The 12,298-nt window shown below is 67.4% G+C and carries 14 protein-coding genes; 8 read left to right on the top strand and 6 right to left on the bottom strand.

The window, feature by feature from the left end; genetic code table 11:
• The first annotated feature begins 262 nt into the window (after window positions 1–262).
• Together ASE88_RS07940 and ASE88_RS07935 are read left to right on the top strand one after the other, a co-directional pair.
• On the top strand, window positions 263–1,078 hold the full coding sequence (locus ASE88_RS07940; protein ID WP_055874794.1) for a DUF1206 domain-containing protein: 816 nt from the start codon (window positions 263–265) through the stop codon (window positions 1,076–1,078).
• Between the two features lie 46 nt (window positions 1,079–1,124).
• Window positions 1,125–1,499: a hypothetical protein gene (locus ASE88_RS07935; protein ID WP_055874796.1), complete on the top strand. Its 375-nt coding sequence runs from the start codon at window positions 1,125–1,127 to the stop codon at window positions 1,497–1,499.
• 7 nt (window positions 1,500–1,506) lie between these two features.
• On the opposite strand, the gene ASE88_RS07930 is transcribed toward ASE88_RS07935, so the two are convergent.
• Window positions 1,507–2,001: a hypothetical protein gene (locus tag ASE88_RS07930; protein ID WP_235527875.1), complete on the bottom strand. Its 495-nt coding sequence runs from the start codon at window positions 1,999–2,001 to the stop codon at window positions 1,507–1,509.
• 225 nt (window positions 2,002–2,226) lie between these two features.
• Window positions 2,227–3,315: an alkene reductase gene (locus ASE88_RS07925; RefSeq protein ID WP_055874803.1), complete on the bottom strand. Its 1,089-nt coding sequence runs from the start codon at window positions 3,313–3,315 to the stop codon at window positions 2,227–2,229.
• 50 nt (window positions 3,316–3,365) lie between these two features.
• Between ASE88_RS07925 and ASE88_RS07920 the strand changes: the two genes are divergently transcribed.
• The 6 genes from ASE88_RS07920 (at window position 3,366) to ASE88_RS07895 (ending at window position 9,505) form a co-directional block, all read left to right on the top strand.
• Window positions 3,366–4,382: a DMT family transporter gene (locus ASE88_RS07920; RefSeq protein WP_082466386.1), complete on the top strand. Its 1,017-nt coding sequence runs from the start codon at window positions 3,366–3,368 to the stop codon at window positions 4,380–4,382.
• On the top strand, window positions 4,379–5,032 hold the full coding sequence (locus ASE88_RS07915; RefSeq protein ID WP_056477391.1) for a COQ9 family protein: 654 nt from the start codon (window positions 4,379–4,381) through the stop codon (window positions 5,030–5,032). Before ASE88_RS07920 ends, ASE88_RS07915 begins: the two co-directional genes overlap by 4 nt.
• A 173-nt stretch (window positions 5,033–5,205) precedes the next feature.
• Window positions 5,206–5,481, top strand: a complete 276-nt coding sequence (locus ASE88_RS07910) for a FeoA family protein (protein ID WP_055874807.1) — start codon at window positions 5,206–5,208, stop codon at window positions 5,479–5,481.
• 9 nt (window positions 5,482–5,490) lie between these two features.
• Window positions 5,491–7,380, top strand: a complete 1,890-nt coding sequence (gene feoB, locus ASE88_RS07905) for a ferrous iron transporter B (RefSeq protein ID WP_056477389.1) — start codon at window positions 5,491–5,493, stop codon at window positions 7,378–7,380.
• Window positions 7,381–7,388: 8 nt separating this feature from the next.
• A complete protein-coding gene (gene ssb, locus ASE88_RS07900; RefSeq protein WP_056477387.1) occupies window positions 7,389–7,967 on the top strand; it encodes a single-stranded DNA-binding protein in 579 nt (192 codons plus the stop codon).
• 5 nt (window positions 7,968–7,972) lie between these two features.
• Entirely contained in the window at window positions 7,973–9,505 is a 1,533-nt protein-coding gene (locus ASE88_RS07895; protein WP_414893537.1) for a sensor histidine kinase, read from the top strand.
• 26 nt (window positions 9,506–9,531) lie between these two features.
• On the opposite strand, the gene ASE88_RS07890 is transcribed toward ASE88_RS07895, so the two are convergent.
• The 4 genes from ASE88_RS07890 to metX all read right to left on the bottom strand — a co-directional run bounded on the left by ASE88_RS07890 (window position 9,532) and on the right by metX (window position 12,171).
• Window positions 9,532–9,912 carry a response regulator gene (locus ASE88_RS07890; protein WP_056477385.1) on the bottom strand — a complete coding sequence of 127 codons (381 nt, stop codon included), beginning with the start codon at window positions 9,910–9,912 and terminating at the stop codon, window positions 9,532–9,534.
• Window positions 9,913–10,004: 92 nt separating this feature from the next.
• A complete protein-coding gene (gene metW / locus ASE88_RS07885) occupies window positions 10,005–10,604 on the bottom strand; it encodes a methionine biosynthesis protein MetW (RefSeq protein ID WP_055874822.1) in 600 nt (199 codons plus the stop codon).
• Complete coding sequence (locus ASE88_RS07880) at window positions 10,601–11,035, bottom strand: GNAT family N-acetyltransferase (RefSeq protein ID WP_056477383.1); 435 nt, start codon at window positions 11,033–11,035, stop codon at window positions 10,601–10,603. The genes metW and ASE88_RS07880 overlap by 4 nt, the downstream gene beginning before the upstream one ends.
• Window positions 11,032–12,171 carry a homoserine O-acetyltransferase MetX gene (gene metX / locus ASE88_RS07875; protein WP_056479236.1) on the bottom strand — a complete coding sequence of 380 codons (1,140 nt, stop codon included), beginning with the start codon at window positions 12,169–12,171 and terminating at the stop codon, window positions 11,032–11,034. The genes ASE88_RS07880 and metX overlap by 4 nt, the downstream gene beginning before the upstream one ends.
• Window positions 12,172–12,298: the final 127 nt, after the last annotated feature.

Raw genomic sequence — 12,298 nt, 5'->3', positions numbered from 1 at the left:
ATCCTCCCCCGCCAGGGGGAGGTGGCAGGCGTCAGCCTGACGGAGGGGGAGGAAAGGGAAACGCCTGTTCCGTGTCCTTCCCCCTCCGTCTGGCAAGTGCCAGCCACCTCCCCCTGACGGGGGAGGATTACAGGCGCGCGAGGATCGGGGCGTGGAACACGCGCGACGCTCGAAGCCGAATCCCCCGCCGCCGCCTCATCGCGCGCGCCGCAGGAACGTCCCGCCCGACGAACTGTTGTGCCTGCGTAACAAGGGGGCTCTCATGATCTCGGATGCAAATGCGACGTGGCTCGCCAAACTCGGCTTTGCCGCACGCGGCGTGGTCTACATCCTCGTCGGATGGTTCGCGGTCGACGCAGCATGGCACGGTGGCGAGGTCGCCGACAATCAGGGCGCGATCGGATCGATGGCGGACGGGCCGTTCGGGCCGGTCCTGCTCGCGATCATCGCGGCCGGATTGCTCGGCTATGCGGTGTGGCGACTGACCGAAGCTGCGGCGAACCCCGAACAGATTGGCCGCGACATCAAGGGCAGCCTCAAGCGGATCGGCCATGTCGTCAGCGGAATCGCGCATCTGATCCTCGCCTGGACCGCCGCCAAGCTCGCGCTGAAGACCGGATCGCGCGACGCGGCAGTCTCGCCCGGCGACGAGAGCGCGCGCGACTGGACCGCGTTGCTGCTCGACCAGCCCGCCGGACGGCTTCTGGTCGGTGCGGTCGCGATCGGCGTGCTGGTCGCGGCGTTCCAGCAGGCCAAAAAGGCGTGGGCCGGCGATTTCATCCACGACCTGCGCGGCGACGCGCCTGCCCCCGGCTATGTCTGCACGATGGGCCGGATCGGCTACGGCGCGCGTGCGATCGTGTTCCTGATCGTCGCCGGGTTGTTCGGCCTTGCCGCATGGAGCGCGCATGCCAGCGACGCAGGCGGCGTGGCCGATGCGCTGGAGAAGCTCCAATCGCAGCCGGGCGGCAAATGGCTGCTCGCTCTGACCGGGCTCGGCCTGGCGTTGTTCGGCGCCTATTCGCTCGTCGAGGCGCGCTTTCGCAGACTCCATGTGGACCTGCCCGGGACCGATTGAGACGAGCCGATAGCGGATTGTTAAGGCGCGGATGCTAAGGGGCTGCATGTACACGATCGGCTTCGACGTCCCGAACAAGACCCTGACGATCGTTACCGAAGGATTCTGGTCGGTCGCGACGACCGCGGTGTTCTCGGCAGAGTTGCTCGCGCGCGGCACCGCGGCGCGCCTGTATCACGGACGGTTCGTCGTGCTCGCCGATCTGCGCAAGGCGGCGATCCAGCCGTTGAAGGTGGTCGACGCGCTCGAGGCGATGATGCCCAAGGCGTTGAAGGTGACGTCCGCGCCGATCGCGGCGGTCGTCGCCTCGCATCTGGCCAAGCTTCAGACCGAACGCTATCTGAAGGCGGCGAACTGCCGGACGTTCCTCGATATCGACGCAGCGCGCGCCTGGCTGGCAAGCGACCACCACCCCGTCTGACGAAGTTTTAGTCCTGCGGGGCCGTGTCCCGCAACGCCGCTTCGACCTCTTCGACCGTGATGCCGAACGCGCCGGCCAGCCCCGACACCGACGCACCTCGATCGGCAAGCGTGCGGATTCGCGCGGTGTCGACAAGCGTCTTGTAGCTGCGCGTGTCGCGCTCCGTCTTCGTCTCCGCACCGCTGCGGGCGAGCGCGCCGGAGCGGCGCCGCTTGGAGATCTTCAGTGCCTCGACGTCGTTCGTCGGCGGTGCATCGAGCCGCGCCTGGATACGCTGTCCTTCCTCGATCCGCCGCGTCTCCCGCGCGCGCTCGCGCTCCTGCGACTGGAGGTCACGCTGGGCTGCGCGGGATTCGGATCGCTGTTCGGAGGCGGCAAGCCGATCCTTCGCGCGCTGCTCGCGGTCCTTCGCGCGCTCCTCGGCGCGGCGCGCGGCGCGGTCGGCGGTACCGGGCATCAGCGGCCCCGTCCCCCTGCCCCCGCTCGGCCAACCGTCGGTCATGCGTCATCCTGTCGTCACCGGTGCGCCCTCAGCGGCGCGGAAGCGCGCTGCTAGGCGATGGCGTCGCCGGTGACTAGGGGCCGCCCTTTACGGCCCCCCACCGGGAAGTGTGCCGAAGGTGACGGAGGGGGAGGACACCAAACCAAGATGCGCGCGTGCTTCCCCGTCCGTCAGGCTGGCGCCTGCAACCTCCCCCTTGCGGGGGAGGATCGGGCGTGAGCCGGGTTACGCGTTTGCTGTCTCGAGCGCCGGATAGTCGATATAGCCCTCGGGACCCTGGCTGTACCACGTCTTCGCATCGTCCTTGGCAAGCGGCGCACCGGTTCGCAACCGCTCGGGCAGATCCGGATTGGCGATGAACGTGCGACCAAAGGTGATCGCATCGGCATTACCCGAATCGAGCTCGGCCTGCGCCTCCTCAACGGTCGTGTAATCCGAGTTCACGACAAGCACGCCCTTGAACACCTTGCGGATCGCCGGGCTGAGCTTCGGCACGTCGGTCTTGCCGAACGTGCCATCGGGGCCGGGCTCGCGCAGTTCGAGGAACGCGATCCCCAGATCGGACAGCGCCTTGGCGGCGGCGGTGAACAGCGGCTCCGGGTTGCTGTCGTCGACACCCTGCGAATCGCCGTTCGGCGACAGGCGCACGCTGGTGCGATCGGCACCCGCGACCGAAATGACGCGCTCGGCGACTTCGCGAAGCAGGCGAATACGGTTCTCGATCGAGCCACCATATTCATCGGTCCGCAGGTTGGCGTTGTCGCGCAGGAACTGGTCGATCAGATAGCCATTGGCCGCATGGATCTGCACGCCGTCGAAGCCGGCCGCCAGCGCGTTCTTCGTCGCCAGCTCGTAATCGTTCAGCAGACGCGGAATCTCGTTCAGCTCAAGCGGACGCGCGACTTCGAAATCCTGCTTGCCCTCGAACGTGTGCGCCTGGCCTTCGGTCGCGGTCGCCGACGACGACACAGGCTGCGTGCCGATCACCGACGAATGGACCTGACGCCCCATGTGCCACAGCTGCGCGATGATGCGGCCACCCGCGGCGTGGACCGAGTCGGTGACGGGCTTCCAGGCGGCGACCTGCGCATCGGTCCACAGACCCGGCGCGAACGGCCAGCCGAGACCCTCGCGGCTGATGCCGGTGGCTTCCGAGATGATCAGCCCGGCGCTCGCCCGCTGCGTGTAATACTCGACCATGATGTCGGTCGGGACGGCGTCGCGGTCGGCACGGCCGCGCGTGAGCGGCGCCATGAGGATGCGGTTGGGCGCCTCGACGGCGCCGATCGTGAGGGGATCGAAAAGGCTTGGCATGGAGACTCCTTAATGCCTGACGGGCGGAAGATAGGAGGCTACACGGCCGCATGCATCGCCCCGACCTGCAAAGATTATCTAGTCTGCCCGATACGGCACGTGCGGTGTTGCCGCCTGCCCCGCGGCCTGCCCCGAGGCCCGCTTCGCCGCCTGCGCCGGGACTGATCGCGTTCGCCGCGCTGGTCGTCGCCAACGTCGCGCTGGCGTTCGGGCCGTGGTTCGTCCGCGCGACGGAAGTCGGGCCGGTTGCCGCGGGGTTCTGGCGGCTGACGCTGGCGGTGCCGTTCCTGGCCGTGCTCGCGGTCCAGCAGGGTGCGCGCCCGATCCGGCTCGGGTGGACGCTGTGGGCAGGGCTGCTCGCGGGCGGCGTGTGCTTCGCGGCCGATCTCGGCACGTGGCATCTCGGGATCCTGCGCACGACGCTGGCCAACGCGACGCTGTTCGGCAACGTCGCGACGCTGATCTTCCCGATCTACGGCTTCCTCATCGCGCGCAGCTGGCCGACGCGGACGCAAGGATTCGCGCTGGCGCTGGCGGCGGCGGGGGGCGCGTTGCTGCTCGGGCAGTCGTATCAGCTCGATGCGAAGAACCTTGCGGGCGATCTGTTCTGCCTACTCGCGGGGCTGCTCTACACGGTCTATTTCATCCTGATGGCGCGCGCCCGCGCGACGCTCGCGCCGGTCTCGGCGCTGACGTTGTCGACGCTGGCGGGCATCGCACCGCTGCTCCTGTTCGCACTGGCGATGGGCGAGCGCGTGCTGCCGGCGCATTGGGGCCCGCTGATCGGGCTCGCGCTGTGCAGCCAGGTGATCGGGCAAGGCCTGATGATCTATGCGCTTGGCCGATTTACGCCGTTGGTGATCGGGATCGCATTGCTGATCCAGCCGGTGGTGGCGGGACTGGTCGGGTGGCTGGTGTACGGCGAACGGCTCGGTACGGCGGATCTGGCCGGCGTCGTGATGGTCGCGGTCGCGCTGGTACTCGTGCGCCAGGGCCCGCCGCGCGAAGCATTCCCTCTTGAAGACGCGCTTGATACGCCTGATCTGGAACGGCAGGAGACGGTATGACCCAGGATCTTACGCTCGACGAAATCCGCGCCCTGCTCGCGCCCGGCATCGCCGCCAACGCGGCGTTCGACGGTTGGAGCGACGCCGCGCGCGACATGGCCGCGCAAGGCGCGGGGATCGACACCGATGTCGCCGCGCTCGCGTTCAAGGACGGGTCGGTCGACATGATCGACGCGTGGTTCGCGCATATCGACGGCGTGATGCTCGCCGCGGTGCCACCCGAGCGCCTCGCGACGATGAAGATTCGCGACAAGATCACCGCGCTGGTCGAGGCGCGGCTCGATGCGACCTCGGCGGACCGCGAATCGCTGCGGCGCGCGCTGGCGATCCTCGCGCTCCCGCAGAACCTGGCGAAGGCGACGCGGCTCGGGTGGCGGACAGTCGACACGATCTGGCGCGCGGCTGGCGACGTCGCGACCGACTATAATTACTACACCAAGCGGACGATCCTGCTCGGCGTGTACGCATCGACGATCACGATCTTCCTCGACGACGAGAGCGAAGGCCTCGCCGAAACACGCGCCTTTCTCGGGCGCCGCATCGCCGGGATCATGCAGTTCGAAAAGGCCAAGGCCGGTTTCCTCAAGCGGACCGAGCATGGGTTCAGCCTGTCGCGATTCGTCGGTCGTCTGCGCTATCCGACGGCTTGAGCGCGGTACCCGACCCCGTCATCCTGGGCTCGACCGAGGACCGAGCGCCACGAAGGGTGCGTTAAGTGGCTCTGGGTCCTGACGTTCGTCAGGATGACGGGACGGCGAGGCGATAGTAACCAGCGGCGGTTAGGGCTTCCCTTCCCCGAGCGTTACTGATAATCAGTCGCATCATGGACACGCGCCCCGATCGATCCGTCAGCCTCGAAACCCTGCCGCGCAAGCAGCATGCGATTGTCGCCGCCATCGAATGGGCGCGACTCGCAGGGCCCGAGGCGCGCCGCCTGCGCGAACTCGGCTTCGACGAGGGTGTCGATGTCGAAGTGCTGCACCGCGCGACGCTGGGCCAGGGCCCGATCGCCTGCCGGATCGGCCGCATGACCGTCGCGCTGCGCCGTGCCGTCGCGGGCGCGATCCAGGTCTCTCCCATGCCTGCCGCGGCCGAATAACACTTTAGAATGAACGCAGCACCGCTGGTCGCGCTGGTCGGCAATCCCAATGCCGGCAAGAGCGCGCTGTTCAACGCGCTGACGGGCGCGCGGCAGAAGGTCGGCAATTATCCGGGCGTCACGGTCGAACGCAAGGTCGGGCGGCTGATGCTCGACGACGGGCGACCGGTCGAACTGGTCGACCTGCCCGGCGCGTACAGCCTCGAGCCCTCCTCCCCCGACGAGCGAGTCACGCGCGACGTCGTCACGGGGACGCAGGATGGCGAGCGCCTGCCCGACGCGCTGGTCGTCGTCGTCGACGCCGCCAATCTCGACAATCACCTGCGCTTCACGCTCCAGCTGATCGCGCTCGGCCTGCCCGTCGTGGTCGCGCTCAACATGGTCGATCTCGCCGAGCGCGACGGCCTAAAGCTCGATCCCAAGGTGCTCGAACGCGAACTTGGCGTGCGCGTGATCCCGACCGTCGCGGTGCGCAAACGGGGCCTCGACGAACTCAAGGCCGCGCTCTCCGGCATCGTCATCAACGGCCCGATGCGGCTGCGCAAGTCCGACGGCCCCATATCTTTAGAGGGCGTGCAGGACGACATCGTCACGCTCCAGCGCCGCGCGCGCCAGATCGCCACGTCCGCGACCGTATCCGAGACGACCGTCCGCCGCTGGACGCACATGCTCGACGCGGTCGCGCTGCACCCCGTCGCCGGGCCGATCCTGCTGCTGGCGATCATGTTCCTGATGTTCCAGGCGGTGTTCAGCTGGGCCCAGCCGTTCATGGACGCGATCGACGCAGGGTTCACGGCGTTACAGGCGTTCCTGACGTCTGAACTCGCCCCGTCGCTGCTGCGCTCGCTGCTGGTCGACGGCGTGATCGCGGGCGTCGGCGCGGTGATCGTGTTCCTGCCGCAGATCCTGATCCTGTTCCTCTTCATCCTCGTGCTCGAGGCGAGCGGCTACATGGTCCGCGCGGCGTTCCTGATGGACCGCGTGATGGCCAGCGTCGGGCTGTCGGGGCGTGCGTTCATCCCGCTGCTGTCGAGCTTCGCGTGCGCGATTCCCGGGATCATGGCGACTCGGACGATCGACGACGAGAAGGACCGGCTGACGACGATCCTGATCGCGCCGCTGATGACGTGCTCCGCGCGTCTGCCCGTGTACACGCTGATCATCGGCGCGTTCATTCCCAATACGCAGGTCCTCCCCTTCGTCGGGTTGCAGGGGCTGGTGATGCTCGGGCTCTACGTAATGGGGATTGTCGGCGCGTTCGTCGCTGCGCTGGTGCTGCGCCGGACGGTGACCAAGGGCGTGTCGTCGGGCTTCATGATGGAGATGCCCAACTACCAGTGGCCGCAGTGGCGCGACGTCGGCATCGGCCTGTGGAGCCGCGCGCAAATCTTCCTGAAGCGCGCGGGCGGGATCATCCTGACCTCGACGATCATCCTGTGGGTGCTGCTGAGCTTCCCCAAGCCGCCCGAACAGCCCGCGGGCGCCCCGAAGATCTCCGCGGTCGATTATTCGATCGCCGGCCGGATCGCCAACGGCATCGCCCCCGTGTTCGCCCCGATCGGCTTCAACCGCGACATCGTGCTGGCGCTGATCCCGGCGATGGCCGCGCGTGAAGTCGCGGTCGCCGCGATCGGCACTGTCTATGCGATCGACGATCCCGACAGCAACCAAGGCGGAAAGGCGATGATCGAAAACCTCCGCGGCCGCTGGAGCCTGCCGACCGCACTCGCCTTCCTGATGTGGTTCGTGTTCGCACCGCAGTGCATTTCGACGATCGCCGTCACGCGTCGCGAGACAAACGGATGGAAATGGCCGGCGTTCATGGTTGGCTATTTGTTCGCCGCCGCCTACATCATGGCTGGCATTACATACTGGCTGGCGGTGTTCGCCGGCCTCTGAGGGGCATCATGGCAGGCAGCGTCAACAAGGTCATCATCGTCGGCAATCTCGGGCGCGACCCGGAGAGCAAGGCGTTCCAGAACGGCGGCAAGGTCGTCAACCTGCGCATCGCGACATCCGAGTCCTGGAAGGACAAGATGTCGGGCGAGCGCAAGGAAAAGACCGAATGGCATTCGGTCGCGATCTTCAACGAAGGTCTCGCCAACGTCGCGGAAAAGTATCTGCGCAAGGGCTCGAAGGTCTATATCGAAGGCGCGCTCCAGACGCGCAAATGGCAGGACGCGCAGGGCCAGGACAAATATTCGACCGAGATCGTGCTGCAGGGCTTCAACAGCGTGCTGACGATGCTCGACGGCCCGAACGGTGGCCAGGGCGGCGGCGGTGGCGGCGGTGGTAGCCGCGGCGGCGGTGACGACTGGGCCGGCGGTGGCGGCGGCAACGACTTCGGCGGTGGTTCGTCAGGCGGCGGCGGCGGTTACGGCGGTGGCCGTGGCGGCAGCGCACCCTCGGGTGGCGGCGCACGTGGCGGCAGCTTCGGCCAGACCGGCGGCTTCTCGGACGATCTCGACGACGACGTGCCGTTCTAAGGTCCGTGACGACGCCGTATTCCGTTCCGACGACCGCTGTGTTCGACGAGGCCGAGCGCTCGCGCGTGATCTCGGCCTACGACGTCGCCGGTGCGCGTGCAAAAGGGCAGCTGGACGACATCGTGTCGTTCGCGGCCGAATTGTGCGGCGCACCGGTTGCGTTGCTGAGTCTGGTCGAGGAGGAATATCAGCGGTTCCTCTCGCGCAGCGGCACCGATCTCGAACAGACGCCGCGCAGCATGTCGTTTTGTGCGCACGCGATGCACCATCATGACGTGATGGAGGTGCCCGACGCGCGCACCGATCCGCGCTTTACCGACAATGCGCTGGTGACCGGCGAACCCTATGTCCGGTTCTATGCGGGTGCGCCGCTCGTCTCGAGCGAAGGCGTTCCGCTCGGGGCGCTATGCGTGCTCGCACCCGACGCCCGCGAGGGGCTGACACGGTTCCAGCGCGACGGGCTGACGCTGCTCGCCAAGGCGGCGATGGGACGGCTCGACGATCGCCGCACCGCGCGCGAGCAAGCCGTTGCCGAGGCCGCGGCGCGGCGTACGCTGGAAGCGAGCGACCTGAAGTTCCGCACGCTTGCCGACACCATGCCGCAGATGGTGTGGTCGACGCTGCCCGACGGCTTCCACGACTATTTCAATGCGCGCTGGTACGAGTTTACCGGGACGCCCGTGGGTACCACCGATGGCGAGGGGTGGAACGACATGTTCCATCCCGAGGATCAGGACCGCGCCTGGGCCGTCTGGCGACAATCGCTCGACACCGGCGAGCCCTACAACATCGAATACCGCCTGCGGCATTTCGACGGGACCTATCGCTGGGTGCTGGGCCGCGCATTGCCGGTGCGGGACGAGCGCGGCGCGATCCAGCGCTGGTTCGGGACGTGCACCGACATCCACGAACAGAAGCTCGCCTATGAAGAGCGCGAGGTCATCAGCCAGGAGCTGAGCCACCGTATCAAGAATATCTTCGCGGTGATCGCCGGGCTGATCGCGTTCGCCGCGCGTGGCAAACCCGAATTCGCCGCGATCGCGACCGACCTGCGCCACCGCATCACAGCCCTTGGCCGGGCGCACGACTTCGTCCGGCCGCACAGCGCGAACTCGCGTCCCGCCGCCGCGCAGAACAGCCTGCACGGTCTGCTTCAGGAGTTGTTCGAGCCCTATCAGCGTGTCGATGGCCGCCGCGTGACGGTATCGGGCGACGATGTGACGATCGACGACCGCTCGGCTACGCCGCTCGCTCTGCTGTTCCACGAGCTGGCGACCAACGCGACCAAATATGGCGGGCTTTCGACCGAGCTCGGCACTGTGCGGATCACTGTCGCGGCGGGGGACGGGACGGTGCGTTTGACATGGCGTGAGCAAGGCGGACCGGTGGTCGGCATGCCGACGACACCCGCAGGCTTCGGTACGCAGTTGATCGAGATGAGCGCCGTACGTCAATTGGGCGGCACTATCGAGCGCCAGTGGATCGGCGAAGGCCTGAACGTGATCCTCGACATTCCGAAAGCCGCGTTCAGTCGCTAGCCTTCTGGATGCCCTGCGGCGGCGTGTCAGACGATACGGATGACGTCGTCGTGTTTGATCGGCCCGTCGTCGCAGGCCAACGCCGCCGCTGCCAGAATCGCCGCGTCGCTGAACGGCTTGCGGATATAGCCCAGGCAGTCGGCATCACCAATCTGCGCCGGGTTTGCCGTGACGAACACGACCTTGACCCCAAAGTCATCCGCCATCCGCTTGGCGATTTCGGGACCGGTCGGCCCGTCCCGCAGGTTGATATCGACAAAGGCGAAGCTGCATCCCGGGGCGATTGCGATGGCGCTCTCGCGGTCCGCCGCGATCCCCGCGACGTCGTACCCGGCGTCAACGAGAATCCTTTCCAGGTCGAGCGCGACGAAAATCTCGTCTTCGACAATGAGGGCGGTCTTGGTCATCGGCGGAGTAACCAGTCGCAAACCGAAGGGTTCCGCCTGAACCTTGATTTAGATTAGCCGCTCTAGGATATCGAAGAATATCGTGAAGATGGTTACCGCCGCAGCAGGAAGACGGCGTGCTCGGCCAGGAGGTTGGCGGTGCCCGCCCCCGTGCGTTTCTCGCCCGACAGGAACCATGCATCCTCGACGATGATCCCGCGCGTTTTTACGAAGCTGCGGAAATCGTCGATCGTGACGTGGTGGATATTGGGCGTGTCGTACCAGCGTTCGGGCAATTGCCGCGTCACGGGCATCCGACCGCCCCACAGCAGCGACAGCCGCACGCGCCACTGCGCGAAATTGGGGAAGCTGACGAACGCGCGTCGTCCGATCCGCAGCAGGTGATCGAGCACCAGATCGGGCGCGCGCGCGGTCTGCAGCGTCTGGCTGAGGATCGCGTAGTCGAAGCTGGCATCGGGATAGCCGGCGAGGTCGATGTCCGCATCGCCCTGGATCACCGACAGCCCGCGCGCAACCGCGGAGGCCACGTTGCGCGCGTCGAGCTCCAGCCCGCGCGCGTCGACGCCGCGGGTATCGCGCAGCGCCGCCATCAGCGCGCCGTCGCCACAGCCGATATCGAGCACGCGGCTGCCTTGCGCGACGTTCTCGGCGATGACGGCGAGGTCGGTGCGTAAGGTTTCAGGGGGCGTCATGGTGCGGTCCGTAACTGATCGGCAAGCCCGGGGGCGAGGCGCTCCATATAGCGATCGGCGCGGACCAGCGGGTGGAAGCCGAGCCCCGCATAGACGCCGTGCGCATCCGCGGTGACGAGCCCGATCCGCCGCAGCCCGGCAAATAACGGATGATCGAGGAACCAGCCGACCATCCGCCGCCCCAGCCCCTGCCCGCGCACCGATTCCTCGACCCAGACGTCCGCGAGCCACGCAAACGTCGCATGATCGGTGATCATCCGCGCGAACCCGACCTGCGCGTCGTTGCGATATGCGCCGAGACAGTGCGATCCGGTGATCGCGCGCTCGACGAGCGCGCGCTCGATCCCCGGCGACCAGTAGCTGCTCGCCAGCCACCCGTGGATGCGGTCGATCTGCAACCGGCTTACGTCGTCCGAAAGGATGATCGTCATCGCCCCGCCCTCAAAAATCCGTCGACGACCCGGTTGAGATCGGGTGCCTCGAGCAGGAATGCGTCGTGGCCGTACGGGCTCGACAGCTCGACGAAGCTGACCGGCGCGCCGGCCGCGTTCAGGGCCTGGACGATCGCGCGCGACTCCGCCGTCGGATACAGCCAGTCGGTATCGAAGCTGACGAGGCAGAACCGCGACCGGGTCGCGCGGAAGGCGTTGGCGAGCAGCCCGCCATGTTCCTCGGCCAGATCGAAATAATCCATCGCGCGCGTGATGTAGAGGTACGAGTTCGCGTCGAACCGGTCGGTGAAGGCGAGCCCCTGGTGGCGCAGATAGCTCTCGACCTGGAAATCGGCGTCGAACCCGAACGATTTCGCGTCGCGCGCCTGGAGGCGGCGGCCGAATTTCTCGGTCAGGCCGGCTTCGGACAGATAGGTGATGTGCGCCGCCATCCGCGCGACCGCGAGCCCCGCGGTCGGCGCCGAATCGTCGTGATAGTCACCGCCGCGCCAGTTCGGATCGGCCATCACCGCCTGGCGCCCGACCTCGTGGAACGCGATGTTCTGCGCGGTGTGGCGCGCGGTCGAGGCGATCACGACGCACGCCTTGACGCGCTCGGGGAAGGTCGCGGGCCAGCTCAGCGCCTGCATGCCCCCCATCGATCCGCCGACGACCGCGTGGAGCACGCCGATGCCGAGATGATCGAGCAGCATCGCCTGCGCGCGGACCATGTCGCGGATCGTGATGACCGGAAACGCCATCGCCCAGGGCCGCCCGGTCGCCGGGTTGATCGTCGCGGGGCCCGACGAGCCCATGCAACTGCCGAGCACGTTAGCGCAGACGACGAAATGGCGCGCGGGGTCGATCGGCTTGCCCTCGCCGACCATCCGCGTCCACCAGCCGGGCTTGCCGGTGCGCGGGTGGTTGGAGGCGACGTGCTGGTCGCCGGTCAGCGCGTGGCAGATCAGGATCGCGTTCGAGGCGTCGGCGTTCAGCGTGCCATAGGTCTCGTACGCGATATCGACCGGCGACAGCAGCACGCCGCCATCGAGCCTGAGCGGCCCCGGCAGCGTGACGCGGCGCGCGAGGCCGAAGCGGCGGTCGGTCACGGGGTCGATGGTCGCAGGATCGAGCATGCCGCGCGCTACCATAAGCGGCCGCCGTCATACCAGCGCGCCGTCCACCTCCTAATCCTCCCCCGCCAGGGGGAGGTGGCGCCGAAGGCGACGGAGGGGGAGGACCCGCAACGACGGTTTCCCTTGC

Source organism: Sphingomonas sp. Leaf38 (genome assembly GCF_001421825.1).
Lineage (GTDB): Bacteria > Pseudomonadota > Alphaproteobacteria > Sphingomonadales > Sphingomonadaceae > Sphingomonas.
The sequence above is the reverse complement of the archived record's forward strand: the minus strand, read 5'-3'. Positions and strand labels throughout refer to the sequence as shown.

What these genes read in the sequence shown, in the direction of transcription:
- ASE88_RS07940 (WP_055874794.1), top strand. Translation starts at nt 263, where the DNA reads ATGATCTCGGATGCAAATGCGACGTGGCTCGCCAAACTCGGCTTTGCC.
- ASE88_RS07935 (WP_055874796.1), top strand. Translation starts at nt 1,125, where the DNA reads ATGTACACGATCGGCTTCGACGTCCCGAACAAGACCCTGACGATCGTT.
- ASE88_RS07930 (WP_235527875.1), bottom strand. Translation starts at nt 2,001, where the DNA reads ATGACCGACGGTTGGCCGAGCGGGGGCAGGGGGACGGGGCCGCTGATG.
- ASE88_RS07925 (WP_055874803.1), bottom strand. Translation starts at nt 3,315, where the DNA reads ATGCCAAGCCTTTTCGATCCCCTCACGATCGGCGCCGTCGAGGCGCCC.
- ASE88_RS07920 (WP_082466386.1), top strand. Translation starts at nt 3,366, where the DNA reads ATGCATCGCCCCGACCTGCAAAGATTATCTAGTCTGCCCGATACGGCA.
- ASE88_RS07915 (WP_056477391.1), top strand. Translation starts at nt 4,379, where the DNA reads ATGACCCAGGATCTTACGCTCGACGAAATCCGCGCCCTGCTCGCGCCC.
- ASE88_RS07910 (WP_055874807.1), top strand. Translation starts at nt 5,206, where the DNA reads ATGGACACGCGCCCCGATCGATCCGTCAGCCTCGAAACCCTGCCGCGC.
- feoB (WP_056477389.1), top strand. Translation starts at nt 5,491, where the DNA reads ATGAACGCAGCACCGCTGGTCGCGCTGGTCGGCAATCCCAATGCCGGC.
- ssb (WP_056477387.1), top strand. Translation starts at nt 7,389, where the DNA reads ATGGCAGGCAGCGTCAACAAGGTCATCATCGTCGGCAATCTCGGGCGC.
- ASE88_RS07890 (WP_056477385.1), bottom strand. Translation starts at nt 9,912, where the DNA reads ATGACCAAGACCGCCCTCATTGTCGAAGACGAGATTTTCGTCGCGCTC.
- metW (WP_055874822.1), bottom strand. Translation starts at nt 10,604, where the DNA reads ATGACGCCCCCTGAAACCTTACGCACCGACCTCGCCGTCATCGCCGAG.
- ASE88_RS07880 (WP_056477383.1), bottom strand. Translation starts at nt 11,035, where the DNA reads ATGACGATCATCCTTTCGGACGACGTAAGCCGGTTGCAGATCGACCGC.
- metX (WP_056479236.1), bottom strand. Translation starts at nt 12,171, where the DNA reads ATGCTCGATCCTGCGACCATCGACCCCGTGACCGACCGCCGCTTCGGC.